This window comes from Limnobacter sp. (assembly GCF_036846585.1).
Lineage (GTDB): Bacteria > Pseudomonadota > Gammaproteobacteria > Burkholderiales > Burkholderiaceae_B > Limnobacter.
This window is the reverse complement of record NZ_DAIUBR010000015.1, coordinates 55254-73862: the sequence shown is the minus strand read 5'-3', so window position 1 is coordinate 73862 and position 18609 is coordinate 55254. Positions and strand designations below refer to the sequence as shown.

Here is an 18609-nt window from a genome sequence, read left to right as displayed (position 1 = left end):
CAGTAAACGCCCCACTGCCATATTGGCTGACACTGGGCGGGCTGTTGGCACTGGGGCGGGTCACTGCATGAGGTGGGGGTAGTGCGGTGGGGAAATTGAGTTATTCATGGCGTGCTTTGCGGTTCGGTCATGAACCCCAGTTTTTCAACGCCAGCGCGTTGTGCGGCAGCCATCACTTGCACCACCTTTTCATATTCAACCGCCTTGTCGCCTTGAATGCGCAACTCAGGTTGTTTTTCCTGCTGCGCCACGGCCTGCAGGCGAAGCTCCAGGTTCTTGAAAGTCAATTCTTCGTCGTTCCACATCAGGCTGCCATCGCGCTGCACGGTCAGCGTGACCACATCGGGTTTTACCTCTGTGGGTTGTTGGCTGGCTTGTGGCAAGTCCACTTTGACCGAGTGTGTGATCACGGGCACGGTGATGATGAAAATAATCAGCAGCACCAACATGACATCCACCAGGGGGGTCATGTTGATTTCACTCATTTCCTGTTGATCGTCGTAGGAATTGAACGACATGGCTTACGCCTCCTTTTTCAAGGGTACTGTGCGCACGGCGGAGTCTTTCTGCATGGGCGAACCAGTCAGGAAGTAGGCATGCAATTGACGTGCAAAGCGATTCAACTTGCCAAGCAGACCTTTGTTGGCGCGTGTCAATGCGTTGTAGCCCAACACTGCGGGAATGGCCACGGCCAAACCAAATGCGGTCATGATCAGCGCCTCGCCCACGGGGCCGGCCACCTTGTCGATACTGGCCTGGCCTGAAACACCGATGCCGACCAGCGCATGGTAAATACCCCACACCGTGCCAAACAAGCCAACAAATGGCGCGGTAGATCCGACTGACGCCAGAATGGACAGGCCCGATTGCAGTTTTTCTGCGGCTTCGTCCATGGCACCGCGCAAGGCTTCGCTGAGCCAATCGGCCAGGCTGATTTGCCCGTGCAGGTCCTCTTTGTTGGTGGCGTGGTGGTTCACCGCGGCCTGGCCTTCAATGGCCATGTGGTGAAACGGGTTGCCCGTGTCTTTGCCCAGCACCTGCAAGCCTTCAGCAAAACTGTGGGTGTGCCAGAACTGGTTTACTGCGCCCACGTTTTTGCGCAGGTGGTACAGGCGAATGCTGCGTGTGATGATGACATACCACGATGCAATCGACATGATCAACAACAGCACTGCCACGCCTTTGATGACCCAGTCGCCTTGGGCCCACATGGCGGCCAAGCCGTAAGGATTGTTTTCCATTTCAGTAAACCTCGCTTTAATTCAATGTTCTCAGTTATTCAACACAAATGAAACAGGTTGTACGTACCAAAACGCAATGGGCTTGTTGCCCCTTTTTGCGGGCACGTACTTCCAGTTTTTCACGGCTTGCAGGGCTGCGTTGTCCAGCCTTGGAAAGCCGCTTGATTTGTTCAGTTTGATTTCGCCCACGCTGCCATCGGGAAGAATGTACACATCCAGCATCACACGGCCCTGTTCGCCCAGGCGGCGCGACAAGGCTGGGTACTGCGGTGCCGGGTTGTTCAGGTGCGCGGCATCGGTACGGGGCGGTGTCACGGGTGCTGGTGCCTCGGGCGCAGGTGTGGCCTGTTGCGCAGGCGGCGCAGGCGGTGTGGGCACGGTGGGCGCTGTTTGTGGAACGGGTTCGGGTTCCGGAGCCACTTCGCGCGCAGGTTCAGGCTTTGGCGTGGGTTTCGGTGTTGGTTTTGGCTCAGGCTTTGGTTGCGGTTTGGGCTCCGGTTTGGGCGGAGGGGGAACCGGCTTAGTTTCTGGTTCCGGGGCCACCAGCACACCAACCACGCTGGGCGGCGTAACCGCTGGTTCTGTAATGCTGAGTTGTTGTGCAGCCCACACCAGCCCCAGTATGTGCAACAGCACAACACCAATGAACGTCAGCATGTTGCCGATGGATTGGGTGTTGTTGTTGAAAGGGGTTGACATTGAGTTCATCAAATCGGTTGCTGCTTGTTGCCTGCGGTCATAGTGGCAGAGACGCAAGTTTCATGCACTACTGCGGATGTTGTTAATGAGAATTAATATCAACAGGAGTGTATCAGAACTTTTGATTGTCCAAGTAAACGGTGTGCAAGCCTGGATTGACTGGTTTGAGCAAGAGGGTCTTTCCGGGTGATGAAGGCCTGCCAACGAGGATGCCAACTGTTGCGAAGAAGGAGATTGAGCGGTAGACCCACAATAATCTCACCCGGAAAGATTAAACGAGAATTGTTTCTATTATTGTTTGGATTTTCGATTTCAGCAAGTGTTTTTTTAAGAGCCGCACCAGAAAAGGGTTTCAGCCGACTTGGCACGCGTTGTACACTGTGCCATTGAGTTGATTTTTGAATGCGAGGGAGAAGAACAATGAAAGGTTCGAAGAAGGTAATTACTGCGCTGAATGCACAGTTGAAGAATGAGTTGACAGCGATTAACCAGTATTTCCTGCATTCACGCATTTTTGGCAACTGGGGCCTCGAAGTGCTCAAGAAAAAAGAGTATGACGAGTCCATTGGCGAGATGAAGCATGCAGACAAACTGATTGAGCGGGTGTTGATGCTGGACGGTCTGCCCAACCTGCAAGACCTGGGTAAATTGATGATCGGCGAGAATACCCGCGAGATTCTTGAAAGCGATCTGAAACTGGAAACCGGGGCGCAGGTCACCATCAAGGATGGCATTACGATTGCAGAACAGGAGCGGGATTATGTGTCGCGCGACCTGCTTCAGGAAATTCTGGATGACACCGAAGAGCACATTGATTGGCTGGAAACCCAGATCAGTCTGATCGATCGCGTGGGTTTGCAGAATTTCGAGCAGTCCATGATGGGTGTTTCCGAGTAAGCCGGGAAGGTTCTAAAACGACGAATTTCAGGATGCGTTGAAAAAATGCTTGATTATAGTAATGCGAATCATTATTATTACTTTCAAGTTCAACGCATTTTGAGGTCTCGCCGTGATCGTATGCATTTGTGCCAACGTTAGCGAACGTACCATTTCCGAAGCTGTTCGCAGCGGTTGTGGGTCTGTGGACGACATCACCATGAAAACCGGTGCATGTTCAGGTTGCGGCCAGTGCCGCATGCACTGCCAAAGTGAAATTGATGCCCACAACATGCTGGTTCAAGTCAGTGAAATGAGCCAGCAGCCAGCCTGACTAAGTTCAGATAAATTAGTCCAGATAAATGATCTCGGGTGCGGCGTGCATCAAAAAATTCTGGTGTGAAATATTCCATGCGTAAGCACCCGCCAGCGTAAACACCAGGTAATCACCCAAAGCCAATTCCTGAACCGGCAATTGCTGGTGCAGGCGGTCTTTCGGGGTACACAGCTGCCCCACCACATTCACAGTTGAATTGAGTACAACAGCGGCCTGCCCATTGCGGTGCACCCACACCGGGTGGTTGTGGCTTTGTGCCGCAGGGGTTCGGAAGTGGTGTGTGCCGCCTTTGCCAATGGCAAACCACTGCCCGTGGCTTTGTTTCAGGTCGATTACTTCCATCACATAGTACCCGCAAAATGCGCTCACGTAGCGTCCACACTCAAACCGGATTTGCCGTGTTTGCATGTCGTGCTGCGTGATCAATTGATCAAGCCCTTGGCAGAATTTTGCCCAGTTGAATTGTTCTTCAACGCACTGGTAGTTCACGCCGATCCCGCCGCCCACATTGAGCACTTTGCAGCGAATGTGCCAGTGCGATTCCCATTGCCGGGTGATCTCAAAGTACCGCGTCATCAATTTCAAATGATTCTCGACAGACAACTGATGCGACATGGAATGAAAATGAAATCCTTCAAATTCAAGGTGCACTGATTCTTCAAGCAGTGCCAGCGCGGTACCAAGGTCGCAGGGATCAAGCCCGAAGGGCGTGGCCTGGCCGCCCATTTGCAGTTTGCTGCTGGCCACCCCGTCCAGCGTAATATTCATGCGCAGCATGATGGCTTGGGTTTGACCGGTTTTGGCGCAAAGCATGGCAAGGCGTTTCAGTTCAGTCAGGCTTTCCACATGAATGCAGGCCACTTTTTGGTGTAGCGACTGTTGCAAATCTTCAGTGGTTTTGCCTGGCCCACCAAAAATAAGTGGTTTGCCAAAGTGCTGGTCATTCAGGTGGGCCAGCTCGCCAGCGGATGCGGCTTCAAAACCGTCCACATGCGGTGCGAGTGTTTTCAACAAACGTACATCGGGGTTGGCTTTAGCCGCGTAATACAACTCGCAATTGCGGGGCAGGTGCTGTTTCATCTGTTGTGCATGCGCGGCCAGTGCGGGCAAGTTGTACACATAGGCACACCAGGGTGGTGTGCCTGATTGTGTGCCTGAGTTGGCTTTTTCAATAAGCAGCGTGTTCAGTGTGTTTGTCATGTTGCGCAATCAGTGGGTGAGAAAGGAATGTGTAGTCGGAAAGGCGATCGGCCTTTTTGAATAAACGTGTTTTGAGGTTGTTTTTCGATGCAAGCGCTTGGCCTTGCAACAAACCGGAAAGCGCTTGTGGGGCACCCAAGGCCTGGCTGGTTTTTTGAAGCAAGGTGGCCAGCATTTTCCAGGCGCGTTGTTCAAGCCCCGGCGTGTGTTGGCAGGCGTGGAAAATCATCTCGGCAATGTTGTTGACCAACAGGCAATAGCTGACCCTTTTCCAGCCTTGATCGCCGGAATAATGCACCGATGCAATGGCGCGTTCCGAGAGGCTTTTCAGGCTTTCAGAAGGCCAGTGTTGTGGAATCAGTTTGGTGCCTTCCAGGTCGCGTATCCACACGCGCACGGGCAAGCCGTTCTCTAGCGCCAGCACGGTGTTTTGCAAGTGCGGTTCAAGTACTACACCGTGTTTGAACAGCAGGGTCAGGGTGCCGGGCACCAGCAACTTGAAATAACTTTGCAGCCAGTTCAGGGTGAATTCGGCTTTGTTAATGCCGTGTTGTTGGGCTTGTTCGCCAAGCAGTTGTGCCAGTTGGCTTTGGCCCACCGTGTCCCACGATGCAAGCGTGCCCGCCATGTGGATATCGGAGTGCTGGCTTTGAAGCTGTTCCCTGAAAATAATGCCGAAGCTTTCTTGCAGGTTTACAACATCGTCGTGGCTGGTTGTTGCATCAGCCTGTGACAAGTCAAGTGTGCAGGCTGCCGGTTCGCGCAACATGCGAAAGCCCGGGTGCGCGTGTTCAACCTGTTCAAATGTGTGCGCAAGCAGTTGGGTCATGCCCACTGCACTTTCAAGTTCGTACCATGCATTTTTGCGGATGCAATTGGTGAGCCGCACATGGATGGAGCATTTCAGAAACACATCCAGTTCAGGGTGGTACAGCGTGCGCACGGATGAAGTGGGCCATACCACTTTGCCCAAGGGGCCCAGGTGGCGAATCAGTTTGTTCTGGCTTGCTTGCTGATAAATTCTGGACTGTAGAACAAGCTCCACCTCCCAGGGGTGGCATGGGTACAGGCCCGTGCGCCCGGTCAGTGTTTCAGACACTTTGTCGATCACGGGGCTGCCAAGTTCTTTCAGCAAAACCGGATCGATTTCAAACCAGTGCAACTGGAATGCCGCACCCACTTCTGGTGAACACAGCAGCAGTTGATCGGGTTCTACGCCCGATCGGCTTTTCGGGCTGGGGTGAAACGGATGGCCCCACAGCAGCGATTGTTCGGTGTGCTGCAAGGCGTTGATGTGTGGCACCCGGGCGTGCGCCAAAAACTGTTGCATGTTGTGCAGGCTGTTGTGTATTTGGGCCTGCAATTCAATGTTCGGTTCGGTTTGCGTCAGCATGGCCATGTGTTCAAGCAGGGCTTCAATGGCGGCATGGGTGCCCAGCACTTGCCAGGGTTTGCCCATGGGTTTTCCGAACAGTTTGGATCCCAGTTTGATCTGGTTCAGTGCACCCCGTGCTTGCACTTTGAAGGCTATTTTCAGTAAGGGGTAAGCCGTGCGAATTCTCACGGTTTCGCCTTCCAGCAAATCGCTTTGCAGGGCTTTGGGCAAGTCGCCCTGTGCGTGCCAGTCGACCAATTGATGCGGCACTGCGAATTCGCGCAGATAACAGTTCAGAAGGTGGTTCAGGCTGTGGTGTTCGGCCTGGTGTTGTTCAAAGGTGTACATGGGCGTGATCCTTTTTTTTGAATGTGGTGAACAAGTGGCATGGCAGCAAGGCTTGCCACGGCGGAAAGCAGAAAAGGCGAAGCGAGGTTCAGTTGGTTGACGGCCAGGCCGGCGGCCAGGCCTGCGGCCACGCCGGCCAGTTTTCCCACGCTGTCGAGCGAGCCGAACCAGGTGCCGGCGCGTGCCGCCTGAAAAGACTTTGCGACCAGTTGGTGAATGCCGTGATAACCCAGCCAAATGCCCACACCAAACAGAACCCGGGCAGCAGCAAGGGCCACGCCGCTGTTGAATTGCCATTGCATGCACGCGGCAATGGCAAGGGCCAGCATGCTGAGGTGGCAATTGAAAGCCCAGTTTGGCAGGCGCTTTTTAAGCATCGGTTGAAGCAGCAGATAAACAAGGTGGGGCAACACGTACAGCAGTGCAATGGCGGTGGTGCTGGCAATGCCCGGGGCGGCATAAGGCAGGAAGTACGGGAAGGTGACCACCATGGCAAAGCAGAACAAGGCTTGCAGGGCGCACACTGCAAGGGCTGAGGCGTATTCCACGGGGGTAGATTTGTTGCCGGGTGCGCTCACTACATTTGCTGTTGAAGATTGCGACCGGTGTGAATCTTTGGGCAGTGTGCAGGCATACAGTGCGCCCAGCATGGGCAGGGTGGCCAACACAATGTACAGGTGTTGCAGCCTGAAGTATTGAATGCCCACAGCCAGCACCAAAGGCGCGGTAACCAGCGCCAGGCGTGCGCTGAACTGCGTCCAGTTCAAGGTGGTGGACAGCGTTTCACGCGGCATGGTGGTGGCCAGGTAGGAATTGGCGGCGGCCAGTGTGCCACCCATCAAGCCTTGCAGGGTTAAGGCCATGACCAGTTCCGGCACTGAACTTGAAACACCCACCCACACGAATGCGAGGGACAACCCCCCCAGCGCACGAATCAGCGAGAAGCGCCTGCCCAAACGATCAGCCACTTTTCCCCACAAAGGGCCGCTGAGTGCGGTCAAAAGGGTTGGCCAGGCAAACACAAAACCGATCCAGGGGCTGTTCGATGGCAGCCCCAAATCAGTGAACAGCACAGGCAGGTACAGGGGCATGCCCAGCACGGTGAATGCAGCCAGAAAATGACAGGCCAGCACGGCAAGCAACACGCGGTTCATGTCAGGTCTCGCAAGGGATTGGGGCCGGTCATGCCGTAAAACTTGTTTACATCGCTTGCACCGCATTCCTGTTTGCTCAACAGGCTTGCGCTTTGCAACAGGTACTTCACCGGGTGCATTCGGGCGCACAGCAACAGCTCGGTGGCCAGGTCGGTGTCGAAACCTTCCAGGCGCAAGCTGTGCAAGGTGTTTTCGATGGCGCGGCGCAAGGTGAGCAAAGCCTGTTGGCGGTTCAGTGCGCCGCTTTGTGCAAGCCCGTCGAGCACGGCAAGCAAATTCAGTTGCAGGGTGATGGTGATGAACATGTGGGCCAACGGTGCTTCGTCGTTGACCAGAATGCGTGCATCCAGCAGATCATTTACATGGTGGCCGCGGCTTGCAGCAGCCGTTTCAAAACGGCTTGGCCACAGGCGTGCGGCGTCGTTGTCTTTCATCACCAGTGTGGGCGACTGTCTTGGGCGCAACGACAACACCGAATTTTGTTGATTCGATTCCAGCGCAATGCCGTGTTGAATCCACAAACGCAGGTGCACGCCAATCATCAATGTGCAGTAACTGGACCACCAGCTTTGCATGCTTTGTGCGTGTTGCTCCAGGTACTCAAGCAGGTAAGGCTTGCCGCTGGGCATGGGGCTGCACAGTGTGGCCACGGTGGCCAGTGTTTCATCGGGCAGTTCGGGCGGGTACTGGCGGTGCAGAAAACCCGCAATGTTCAGTTGCTTGTAGCAGCCGGTGAATGATTCATCCACATGCCGGTACAAACCTTTGATCCCTGCATTGGTTTGTTCGATCGATGCAAGTGCTTGTGCAAACCAGTCGCCGTCTTTCAGGGTGGAGGGCTTGATGTAGCGAATGTTTTTCTGACCCAGCGTGGCAATCGGCATGGGCAGTTTGATGTGTGACGCCGGGTGATTCAGCACGGCCACGGTGCGCACCGACAGCGTGGGTTTGACAGCCAAATACGTGTGGGGTGCTTCAATGCTTTCCGGTATTTCCCGTGCAATTGCGGCGCGCATCATGGGGTGAACCGGCAGCAGTGCGTGGCTGTTGTCAAGCGACTGCGGCAAGCCCACTTGTGCCAGTGTAGGCCACCAGGCGGGCTCAGTTCCCGTGCCTTCAAATTCGCTTGCAGGCACGGCAAACCAGGCCAACTCGAAAGTTGGGTTGAATTCCGGTGAATAGGCTTTCAGTTCGCTGGTTTCCATGCCGAACTTCGCACGGGCGGTGGGGTAATAAGGGTGATCCAGAAAGCTGGCCATTTGGTCGGCATGCAGCATGCGTTCGGCCCAGTTGCGCGGCACTGAATCAAAGCCCAGTTTGTTTTGTTGTTCGGTGTAGGTTTGGTCGCACAACACAGTTTGGTCAATCGCGGCCTGCACTTCCAGTTCGTAGTTCCGGTACAGGGCGCTTGCCTCGTCAGGCAAACCTTGCGCCAGAAAACGGATCCATTGCCTTGCACCTTGTTGTTCAATCCACTGGCCGTTTTGAAGTATTTCCCAATGGGGGTTGATGGCCCGGTGTGTTTGCATGCCAGGGCTTTCTTTCACTTCGATCCGGCAGGCTTCGGGCAGGTGTTCAAACACCAGAAATGTGCGGTCTTCGCTTGCTTCAATACGCCCCAGGCTCAGTATGTTGCGGACGTTTTCCCGCAGGCACGTGTTGATCAGCCGTAGCGCAATGCGCTGGTCGTGCAAGGTGTTCATTGAACGCTCCAGGGATTGCGGTGTTGTGTTTCGGTTCGCAAGCGTTGAAGTTCGTCTTCGGAATCGGCCTGAAAAGTGAACACGCCAATGTAGTCTTTGTTGGAATGGCTGATTTGTACGGTTTCCCCTTGCTGTTTGATGGCCCGGTACTGCACGGTGGCATTGTTTTCAATGCGTGGTGCCTGGCGCAAAGTGCCTGCGTGTGGGGCAACCAGGTAATCAATTTGTGCGCACTTGGGTTTTACGCGCGGCACTTCAATTTCTTGCCCAAGGTGGGTTTGCAAAATGGAGTTGAACCAGCCTTGCTCCACAAGCTGATCAAGCAGGAATTCGCGGTTGTCGCCAATGCTGCGGTAGTTGATTTCCACCAGCACAGGGCCGCGAGGGGTCACAATGAATTCGCTGTGGCAGGCCCCCAGCCCAACACCAAACTGAACCAGGGTGTGTGTCATGTGCGTGCGCCACTGCCGCGTGTGCGGGCCATTCCATTGCGCTGCGGTTTCAACAAAATAGGGTGGACTGGACAGGCTTACATCAAACCCGCCTATCGTGTGAAGGTGCTTGCCATCGCCCAGCGTTTCAAGGGTAATCAGCGGGCCTTCCATGAATTCTTCCAGCAACACACTTTGCGATTCATCAAGCTGCGCAAGGTGTTGTGTCAGTTGCGCGGGTGTGTCGATGCGAACCACATCCATTGACGCGACACCTTGCGTGGGTTTGACCACCAGCGGGTATGGCCATTCGGTGTGAACCGGGTCGGTGCTGCGAATGGTTTGGTTCCAGATGCTGGGCAGGCGAAGCGATTCAAGCCGTTTACGCATCCAGTGCTTGTTTTTGGCGTGGTAGCAAATCTTCGAAGATTTGGCGGGCAGGCCCAGCAGCTCGCCCACCAAGGCGGTGCAGGTTTGAAGGTGGTCGCTGTTGGAGAACACAGCCCGCGGTTCAATGTTCAGTGCGGCAATCAGGTCGATCACCGCGATCGGGTTGAACACATCGCATTCATGAATACGTACATTTGCAAGTGCTTGCTGGTGGGCATGACCGTGGTCTGTCAGCACAATCACGTCGTGGTCCAGTGCTTGGGCTGCGGGAATGAATCCATCGACGATGGCGTTGTTCAGCACATGAGTCAGGAAAACAAGGGTGGGTTTCAATTCAGGCTCCTAGGGGTGCGGGCTGGTGTGTGCGGAATGGTTGAAGGTTGCTGCGCAATGTTTTGCTGAAGTGGCTGCGGTCTTCGCCACACAGAAAAAGGGTGCAACCCAGTTCTTGCCAGTGCCGCAGTTGGCTTGGTGTTCTTGGGTTGGGGCAAAAGGGCACATCGGCTTGAAGGCACATTTGATGCATGTTGTTCAATGCCTCGAACACGTCTGGGTGCAATGGGCTGGGTCCCAGGCCCATGTTCAGTGCAAGGTCCAGCGCACCTTCCATGACAAAGCTGACGTGCCCGGTGGACAGCATCTGGGGCAGGGCATTCAAGCCGCTTTGGCTTTCAATCATGGGCACCAGCAGGGTGTTTTCGTTGGCCTGAGCAATGTAGTTGCTCAAGGGCAACTGCCCGTAGCCTGTCACCGTGCCGCCGGTAATGCCGCGTGTACCCAGTGGGGGAAATTTCATGGCTTGTGCCAGCGTGTGAATTTGCGCTGCCGTTTCGGCGCGTGACAACACAATGCCCATGGCCCCGGCATCCAGCACCTTGCCGATGAAATTCGGGCGAATTTCTGCAACGCGAATCAGCGGAGTGCAGGTGTGGTGTCGGCAGGTTTGAATGCATTCCCTGAGGGTGTTTTCATCGAGCAGCACATGCTCGGTGTCGATGATGACGAAGCTGTAACCGCACTGGGCAATCATGTCGACGATCAGCGGCGAGGGCAGGGAATTCAGCAGGCCCAGCCGGGGTGATTTACCGGGTATTGCGTTGCTTGACGGGGAAGTGGCGATCATTTTTATTTACGTAAATGAGAATGATTTATATTAACATTAAATAATGAGGGGTTTCAAAATATTTAACAATTCATCACTCGAAATGGGGGGTGGTGCGCTTGGGTTCTACGGCGTGTCGAGAAAAAAAACGGCATTTCTGAATTTCATACAACAAACAGTTGGTAAAATTAACGATAATGAGAACGATTTTTATTATTAAAAGGAAAACCGCAATGTCCTCTTTTGATGTGCGTGCCGACTCACGCCAACGTCCTCGTGTTTCACCCCTTTCCATGGCAGTGGCCCTGGTCTGCATTTCGTTAGGCCACACTGCTTTGGCTGAAACCCTGGCACCTGTCACCGTGCAATCTGACTGGTTGGGCCCACCCACCGAGGAAAGTGTAAAAACCTACACGGGCGCGCGCACGGTGCTTGAGAAAGAAGACCTGGAAGAGCGTGGTGCTTTGAACCTGGAAGATGCCTTGCGTCGCGTGCCGGGTGTTCAAGTGCTGGACGAAACCGGTACCGGAATTTTGCCCAACATTGGTGTGCGTGGTTTGAATCCCTTGCGCAGTGAACGTTTGCAAATTCTGGTGGATGGTTACCCCATTGCCATTGGCCCCTACACCAACGTGGGTCTTTCGCTGTTCCCCGTTACGCTGCCCAGCCTTGAATCCGTGGATTTGGTGCGTGGTGGTGCTGCCGTGCATTACGGCCCGAACAACGTGGGCGGTGTGCTGAATTTGGTGACCAAGCCCATTCCTGCAAAAACCAGTCAAACCTTCCGCGAGCGCCTGCAGATTTCCGAAGAAACCGGCAACATGCTGACCGACACGTACTACCGCATTGGCGGCTTTGTGCGTGAAGACATTGGCTTGCAATTTCAGGCCAACATTGTGGATGGCAAGGGTCAGCGCGATCGTTCCGACACAGAAGTGCGCAACTTCATTGTGGATGGCGAGTACTACCTGAACCCCAACAACGACTTCAAGGCGCAGTTGCAGTACTACGAAGTGAAGGCTGAGTTGCCCGGTGCCTTAAGCCCTGCTGCCTACGATCAAAACCCCAACCAGTCGCAAAAGCCCTTTGATGCGTATGACGCAGACATGTGGCGTGGCACTTTCACCTGGAATCATTCGTTTTCCGATGACTTCAAGCTGACCTGGCGCAACTTTGCGCACCAGGCCAACCGCACTTTCTTCTTCAGCCAGTCCGCCACCTTCTCGGATGACCCCGCGCAAACGCCTGCGTTTGTTCTCGATTCCCCGCGGGTATTCAGTGTGCATGGCACGGAACCACGGTTTACCAAGCAGATTGACAACCACACGGTGATTGCCGGTGCGCGATTTGTTGAAGAAGATGTGCGCTTTGATGTGAGCCGCACCACACTTGCAACAGGTGCTGTGAACCCGTTCCGTCGCTGGGACTTCACCACCAAGGCCATGGCTTATTACGTGAGCGACACCATCGCCTTGATGGACGATCGTTTGAAAGTAACACCGGGTATTCGTTATGAAGACGTTGAAACCCGCTACCGTGATTTGAATACTGGCGCTGAATTTCAGAACAACCCCGATGAATGGTTGCCCGGTTTGACCGTGGGCTACCAGGCCACGAAAGATGTGTTTGTATTTACAAATGCGCAGCGTTCGCTGGTGCCGGTGCAAACGGCGCAGGTTACACGTGGCGGTGATGTGGGCAATGAAACAGCGGAGAACTACGAGATTGGTTCACGCTGGCAGATCAACCCGCAAGCCAATATTGCGGCGACCCTGTTCCGGGTGGATTACAAGGATCAAATTGTTTTCGACACGGGCGCATTCCGCAATCTTGGGGAAACACGCCAGGAAGGTGTTGAACTGGAAGGTCGCTGGAACCTGAACAGCCAAACTGAATTGGGCATGAGCTACACCTACCTGGACACAGAGCAATTGTCGGGTGCTGACCAAGGCAAGGAACTGCGCCATGCGCCCACGCACCACCTGGGGCTGGATGCTGTTCACAAGTTTGGCAAGTGGACTGCCAACGCAAATGCCTTGTATGTTTCTGAAAGCTTCAGCGATTCAGCCAACACACAGGCTGAAACCGCCAACGGAAGCGCTGGCGAGTTGCCTGCCTACACCTTGGTGAACATGCGCGTGGGTCGCGATTTTCCGATTGGCCAGGGCAAAAAAATGAACCTTGGTTTTGGTATCAACAACCTGTTTGACGAGCAGTACTTCTTCCGCGGTGTGGACGTAAGCACAATCGGCCGCGTACCAGCGCCGGGACGCATGTTGCTGGTTGAAATGCAGGTTGACTTCTAATCGAAAAATGCAACTGCGAAAAGCCGGTGGTGAAGCAATTCATCACCGGCTTTTTTTATTGCTTGCCGCGCAGCCTGTCTACATCAACTGACGCAACGCCACTTGCGCTGTTGCCCCAGCTTCGCCGAATGTAGGTGACCACGGCTGCGATTTCTGTATTGCTTAGTTCGACTCGGTAGGGTGGCATGCCATGTGGGTAAGGTGTGCCTTTTGTGCTGGGCGAAAACCCGCCGTTGAGCACCATGCGTATGGCATTGACCGGGTTGGGCGCAATCACGTTCACATTGCCAGTCAATGCCGGAAATTGATTGGCTTTGCCTTCGCCCTGTTTGCCATGACATTCTGCGCAGGTGTTGGCGTAAATGCTTTCACCCCGCTGTATGAGGGGTTGCAATGTGCGCTGCCCCAGGCCCGTTGATTCTTTTTCTGACGGGGCTTGTGCTGACAGGCTTTTCAGGTACACCGCCATGGCTTTGGTATCGGCGGTAGTGGCAAATTGCAGGCTGTGTGCAATCACCTCGCTCATGGGGCCATAAGTGGCCGCGTGGCGGTTCACGCCTGCTTGCAGATATTGCGCAATGTCTGTTTCACTCCATTTGCCCAAGCCATGCACGGGGTGATTGTTCAGGGCAGGTGCAAACCAGTTCAGCACTGGAATGGTGGCGCCGCTTAAATTCAGTTTTTCTTTCAATCCACCCAATGCGTTGCGCGGTGTGTGGCAGGCGGCACAGTGGCCCGGGCCGTTGACCAGGTAAGCGCCACGATTCCACTGCTCGCTTTGCTGGGTGTTTGGCTGGTATTCACCTTCTGCGAAATACAGGGCGCGCCACACCGCCAAAAGCGGGCGTTGGTTGAACGGAAACTGCAATTCAGGCTGCGGTGTTTTTTGCGCAATTGCAGGCAGGCGTTTCAGGTAGGCGAATAAATCATTGGTTTCGGCCCGACTCATTTTTGTGTAGTCGGTGTACGGAAATGCCGGGTAAAGGTAGTCGCCATTTTTCGAGATACCGCTGTGCATGGCTTTGTAAAAATCGTCCGCAGTCCAACTGCCCAAACCGTGTTCGGAGTTGGGGGTTAAGTTGGTGCTGTAAATTTTTCCAAATGGCGTTTCGATTGCACGGCCACCCGCAAATGGCTTTTTCGGGTTCGCTGTGTGGCAGCCGGCGCAGTTGCCGATGCGCGCCAGATACGCGCCCCGCTTTTGCTGTTCAGACAGCACATCGTTGCTGTCGGGAATTGTGGTGGTGAAGTGCGTGCCGCATTTCAGGGGAAATTGAATGCTGTTGGCAGGCGCTGCTTTTGGATTTTTCGGTACGGGCTGTGCTGCCAAATACGCTGTGGCGGTGTTCAATTCCTCGGGGGTCAGTGTCTTGACAAGCGCATGCATGCAATCGGGTTCCGCTGCCTTGCGCTGCCCGTTGCGCCACTTGCCAAGTTGCGCGTTCAGGTAGTCGCGGGGCAGGCCAAGCAAACCGGGTGTGTAGGGTTCGATTCCTGTAAGTGCCTGCCCATGGCAGGCCGCACAGGCAGGGATTTTCCTGTCAGGTGCGCCGTTGAATACCAAATGCTTGCCCTGTTCCAGTTCAGCCTCGGTGGCTGTACTTTTTGCAGGTGAAGGGTAAGGCGGATTTAGTGCAGCAAAGTACCTGGCCATTTGCAGCAGGTAGTCGTTCGACAGGTGTTGCACAATGCCATTCATGGCAGCGTGTTGGCGGCTTCCATCCCGAAATGCGATCAATTGGTTGTGCAGGTAGCCTTCCGGTTTGCCCGCAATGCGTGGGTAGTAACCTTCCGCGCTGGCACGGCCTTCGGCACCGTGGCAAACCACGCAGGTTTGAACGCGGCTTGCCATGTCGGGCACTGTGGTTTGGGCTTGGGTGGTCAGTGTTGGGAAAAGCAACAAGGCGGCAATGGCGAAGCGGGTGATCATGGGGGCAACTCAAATTGGATTGCCGTGATTATACGCTCAGGGGTTTAAACGCTGGCGGTCAATCCCCCCGGGAAAGCACCCATGCCAGCGACGCAGCCAGCGCGGCTGCCGCCATTACCCACAGCACCAGCCCGAAGCCCCAACCTTCAGAGAAGACCAACAAACCCGCGCTGCCCAGCAGTGCAAGTGTGCCTGCGAAACGACGCATCCACGGGGTTCGCAAGCCGATGCGGTTGAATCGACCCGCCCAGTGCCGGTGGCGGAAATGCTTTTGTTGCGACAGGGCGGTGCACAACAAACCGAGGTACAGCAGCGCCATGCCGAGGGGGGGCAGCAAGTCATTCAGTTGCATTCAAATGCCTCTTTGTGCAGGCCTGCAACGCGCTCGGGTGCAGTCAGTTTGCGCGCGGCATACACACCGCTTGCGGCCATGATCAGCAAGCCAACATCAATGGCGAATGAATTCATTTCCTGAAGGTGAAGTGCGGTAAGCATTCCACCGGTGTTGATTTGGTTCAGCAACCACGCAAGCGCACACAGCGTTGTGAACAGCCATGTGGGTGCCAGCCACTGGCTGTTTTTATGGGTGACCGCGTTGATGAATGCCCATGCAATAACAAGCACCCACACGCCGTAGAACACATTGGTTTCCAGCGTGGCGCGATTTGCAACGTGGTGGGGAATCAGTTGGTTGGCCACCAGAAAAGCAGCCGTGGCGATCATCATGCCCAAGGTACCGCCCACGGCAAGTGCCTGCACGACGGTAAAACCCGGCAGTTTTCTTTTGTGGTGCCGCACCTTGCGGGATTCAAGCCAGAACAGAAAACCAGTGTGGATCATCACGCACCCCAGCAACCCACCGATCACATACAGCACACGCAAGGCAGCATGGTCGAATTGAATGAAGTGCAGCCCGTTGATCCAGTGCGTAAAACTTTTCACGGGTTTGGGTTCATGTGCGTGAAGCAGTTCACCGGTGTGCAGCAACAATGTGTCGGCGTGTGTGCTCATGCCAATGCTGCGTTCCGGGAATACGCGCCGAATTTCGAGCAAGGCGTTGCTGTCGCCCAGGTTGCGAATGTTGATGGCATCGGCCGTGGCGGGTTCGCCCAGTGCGGCACTCCATGCGGCTTCGCGTGCCTGAACCAGTGCGGGAATGCTTTTAAGTGCTGCCAATTGTTGACTTTTGTTTTCGACAAAGCCGCTGGGGGGCAAGTTGATGAAACCGCTCATCGCTTTTTGTGAGGCGGCTTTGTTCCCATCAAAGGCGGTTAGTGTGGCCCACTGAAAATAAATTGAGAATAAAATGAGCAGACCCGAGAAGGTCATGACGATGTAGAAGGGCAAGGCCACAACGCTGCTCAGGTTGTGTAAATCCAGCAGGCTTCGCACCTTGTGTTTTTTTGGGCGAAACAGAAAAAACTCGGCCAGCAGTTTGCGGTGCAACACCGCGCCGCTGACCAGCAAGGTCAACATGGCCAGCCCCGCGATCCCCAGCATGTAGTAACCCACATTCATCCATGCAATGTTGAATTTGTAGTGGAATGGAAAGAAAAATCCGGTGCCGCCCAGTGTGTGTTCGCCCGGCACTGCCTTGCCGGTGTCGGGGTCGATGTGATAAGTCGTCAGGTTGTTGTTGGGTTCGGTGATTCGTACCGACGGCATGGGCGTGCGTGCGGTGGGCAAGCGCACGCGAAGGTTGGCAGATTCGGGTGCCAGTGCATGCACTTTCAGCAACACGGTTTCAAGTTGGGCGGGTGTCAGGCTGCAGCATGGGCTTTGAACACTGCGGCTTTCAGGGTGCATCCAGCGATCAAATTCCTTGTCGAAAACTGTCAGTGTTCCCGTCCAGAATACGGAGAACAAAAGAAAACCAATGACAAGACCAAACCAAGTGTGAAACCAGGCCATGTGTTGCCGAATGGAGGGTGTCATGGAAAGTAGATCACGATTGCGCACAACAGGCCCAGCAACAAGCCTTTGGCGCCCAGCCAGGCCAGGTTGGCCGTGCAATAAATCCACAGCATCCAGGCGGGCATTGCCAGGTAAGCAGCCAGCAAGCCGAGGGTCATGGCTTCGCTTTGCTCCATGCCGAACCTGAACAGCCCGATGGCCAAGGCGGCAGCCAGCAGGTTGGCCAGGGCCAGGCCTGCAGGAAAAGCCAGTATCAGGCGATAAACGTTCACGGTGAAGCGTTGGGCGGTGGGAGTCACTTGCGCGGATGCTGCTGTTTTGAATGTTTTGAAGTGTAATTCAATCACTTATTAATTGCAAATCATTCTCATTAAGATTAACATGTTGCCTTGATTTGATTTGATTTGTTAAAAGGTTTTATTTATCCATGAAACTTGTGCAGTTCCGATTCAAAAAGCAGTGTCTTGCCGCTGTGGTGTTGTTTTCCGCAACTTCCCTTGCCTGGTCGGCACCAGCCACAGATGATGTGGTGAAGGGCTACAGCAAGTTGGTTTACGCCAATTACACCGACGCACTGACTGCAGCAAAAAAAATGCAGACCGAAGTGGATGCGTTTTTGAATGCACCTTCCGAAGCGGGCTTGGATGCTGCGAAAAAAGCGTGGCTTGATGCGCGCGAGTTTTATGGACAAACCGAGGCATTCCGATTTTATGGCGGCCCGATCGATGATGAACATGGACCCGAAGGGCAGATCAACGCCTGGCCCATGGACGAATCGTATGTGGATTATGTGCAAGGCAACAGCAACAGTGGTTTTGTCAACAATGTGAAGTTCAATATCACGCGCGCCGCCTTGGTGGAACAAAACGAACGTGGTGGTGAAGAGAACATTGCAACAGGCTGGCACGCCATTGAGTTTTTGCTGTGGGGTCAGGATTTGAATGACGGTGGCCCTGGCAATCGCCCCTACACAGACTATGTGAAAGGCAAGGGCAAGCATGCCGAGCGCCGCGCAGCTTATCTGCGTGAAGTGACTGCTTTGTTGATCCATGACCTTGAACATGTTCAGTCTGCCTGGTTGCCGGGCAAATCCGATAACTTCCGCGCTGCTTTCGAGAAAGACGGCAAAGAATCCATTCGCAAAATACTGGTGGGTCTGGGGTCGTTGTCGCGCGGTGAATTGGCCGGTGAGCGCCTGGAAGTGGCTTTGTTCAGTCAGGATCAGGAAGATGAGCATTCCTGTTTTTCCGACAACACCCATCGCGATGCAGTGACCAATGCGCAAGGCATTTTGAATGTGTGGACAGGCACCTACAAACAGGCCGGTGGCGCTGTGCTGAAAGTACCATCCCTTGCGGAATTGGTGACATCGAAATCTCCGGATGTGGCCAAGCGCACCACTGCACAGATCCAGAATTCGGTGAGTGCAGCCACAGCCATTCAAGCGCCTTTTGACCGGGAAATTATTGGCGGCGCTGATGCACCTGGCCCCCGGCGCATCAAGGCCACCGTGGCCAGCCTGGTGGAACAGAGCAGCCTGCTTGTCGAGTCAGCCAATGCCTTGGGTATTACCCGGCTTACATTGACCCAGCCATAAGGTGAC

Annotated in this window: 17 protein-coding genes; 4 read left to right on the top strand and 13 right to left on the bottom strand. The window is 54.5% G+C overall.

The genetic code is table 11. The annotated features are described in order from the left end of the window. Positions 1-104 precede the first annotated feature (104 nt). The 3 genes from V7028_RS08845 to V7028_RS08835 are packed head-to-tail and all read right to left on the bottom strand — an operon-like array spanning position 105 to position 1949. Positions 105-518 (bottom strand): ExbD/TolR family protein, encoded by a 414-nt coding sequence (locus V7028_RS08845; RefSeq protein WP_334119718.1) that lies wholly within the window; start codon positions 516-518, stop codon positions 105-107. A 3-nt stretch (positions 519-521) separates the two neighbouring features. Then, positions 522-1241: a MotA/TolQ/ExbB proton channel family protein gene (locus V7028_RS08840; RefSeq protein ID WP_334119717.1), complete on the bottom strand. Its 720-nt coding sequence runs from the start codon at positions 1239-1241 to the stop codon at positions 522-524. A 30-nt stretch (positions 1242-1271) separates the two neighbouring features. Further along, positions 1272-1949: an energy transducer TonB gene (locus V7028_RS08835; protein WP_334119716.1), complete on the bottom strand. Its 678-nt coding sequence runs from the start codon at positions 1947-1949 to the stop codon at positions 1272-1274. A gap of 411 nt (positions 1950-2360) precedes the next feature. Between V7028_RS08835 and bfr the strand changes: the two genes are divergently transcribed. Together bfr and V7028_RS08825 are read left to right on the top strand one after the other, a co-directional pair. Continuing rightward, positions 2361-2837: a bacterioferritin gene (gene bfr / locus V7028_RS08830; protein WP_334119715.1), complete on the top strand. Its 477-nt coding sequence runs from the start codon at positions 2361-2363 to the stop codon at positions 2835-2837. 112 nt (positions 2838-2949) lie between these two features. Next, a complete protein-coding gene (locus V7028_RS08825; RefSeq protein ID WP_334119714.1) occupies positions 2950-3150 on the top strand; it encodes a (2Fe-2S)-binding protein in 201 nt (66 codons plus the stop codon). A 15-nt stretch (positions 3151-3165) separates the two neighbouring features. Here the strand turns inward: V7028_RS08825 and V7028_RS08820 are convergent, their stop codons facing one another. The 6 genes from V7028_RS08820 to V7028_RS08795 are packed head-to-tail and all read right to left on the bottom strand — an operon-like array spanning position 3166 to position 10877. Further along, positions 3166-4353 (bottom strand): type III PLP-dependent enzyme, encoded by a 1188-nt coding sequence (locus V7028_RS08820; RefSeq protein ID WP_334119713.1) that lies wholly within the window; start codon positions 4351-4353, stop codon positions 3166-3168. After that, complete coding sequence (locus V7028_RS08815; protein ID WP_334119712.1) at positions 4322-6076, bottom strand: IucA/IucC family protein; 1755 nt, start codon at positions 6074-6076, stop codon at positions 4322-4324. Before V7028_RS08815 ends, V7028_RS08820 begins: the two co-directional genes overlap by 32 nt. Then, positions 6034-7230 (bottom strand): MFS transporter, encoded by a 1197-nt coding sequence (locus V7028_RS08810; RefSeq protein ID WP_334119711.1) that lies wholly within the window; start codon positions 7228-7230, stop codon positions 6034-6036. Before V7028_RS08810 ends, V7028_RS08815 begins: the two co-directional genes overlap by 43 nt. Continuing rightward, entirely contained in the window at positions 7227-8933 is a 1707-nt protein-coding gene (locus tag V7028_RS08805) for an IucA/IucC family protein (protein WP_334119710.1), read from the bottom strand. Before V7028_RS08805 ends, V7028_RS08810 begins: the two co-directional genes overlap by 4 nt. Further along, a complete protein-coding gene (locus V7028_RS08800) occupies positions 8930-10087 on the bottom strand; it encodes an ATP-grasp domain-containing protein (RefSeq protein ID WP_334119709.1) in 1158 nt (385 codons plus the stop codon). The genes V7028_RS08805 and V7028_RS08800 overlap by 4 nt, the downstream gene beginning before the upstream one ends. 1 nt (position 10088) lies before the next feature. Further along, positions 10089-10877 carry an HpcH/HpaI aldolase family protein gene (locus V7028_RS08795; protein ID WP_334119708.1) on the bottom strand — a complete coding sequence of 263 codons (789 nt, stop codon included), beginning with the start codon at positions 10875-10877 and terminating at the stop codon, positions 10089-10091. A 212-nt stretch (positions 10878-11089) separates the two neighbouring features. Here V7028_RS08795 and V7028_RS08790 point away from each other — a divergent pair, with 212 nt between their 5' ends. Next, complete coding sequence (locus V7028_RS08790; protein WP_334119707.1) at positions 11090-13162, top strand: TonB-dependent receptor family protein; 2073 nt, start codon at positions 11090-11092, stop codon at positions 13160-13162. Positions 13163-13217: 55 nt separating this feature from the next. On the opposite strand, the gene V7028_RS08785 is transcribed toward V7028_RS08790, so the two are convergent. From V7028_RS08785 to V7028_RS08770, 4 genes are read right to left on the bottom strand one after another with little or no spacing between them, the layout of a single operon-like run. Then, positions 13218-15092 (bottom strand): c-type cytochrome, encoded by a 1875-nt coding sequence (locus V7028_RS08785; protein WP_334119706.1) that lies wholly within the window; start codon positions 15090-15092, stop codon positions 13218-13220. A 58-nt stretch (positions 15093-15150) separates the two neighbouring features. Next, positions 15151-15444 (bottom strand): DUF3325 family protein, encoded by a 294-nt coding sequence (locus tag V7028_RS08780; protein ID WP_334119705.1) that lies wholly within the window; start codon positions 15442-15444, stop codon positions 15151-15153. Beyond that, positions 15435-17027: a PepSY-associated TM helix domain-containing protein gene (locus tag V7028_RS08775; protein ID WP_334119704.1), complete on the bottom strand. Its 1593-nt coding sequence runs from the start codon at positions 17025-17027 to the stop codon at positions 15435-15437. Before V7028_RS08775 ends, V7028_RS08780 begins: the two co-directional genes overlap by 10 nt. After that, positions 17024-17305, bottom strand: coding sequence for a hypothetical protein (locus tag V7028_RS08770; RefSeq protein ID WP_334119703.1), 282 nt, complete (start codon positions 17303-17305; stop codon positions 17024-17026). Before V7028_RS08770 ends, V7028_RS08775 begins: the two co-directional genes overlap by 4 nt. 128 nt (positions 17306-17433) lie before the next feature. On the opposite strand from V7028_RS08770, the gene V7028_RS08765 reads away from it, so the two are divergent. Next, the gene (locus tag V7028_RS08765) at positions 17434-18603 is read left to right on the top strand and encodes an imelysin family protein (RefSeq protein WP_334119702.1); all 1170 of its coding nucleotides are present in this window, start codon (positions 17434-17436) and stop codon (positions 18601-18603) included. Positions 18604-18609: the final 6 nt, after the last annotated feature.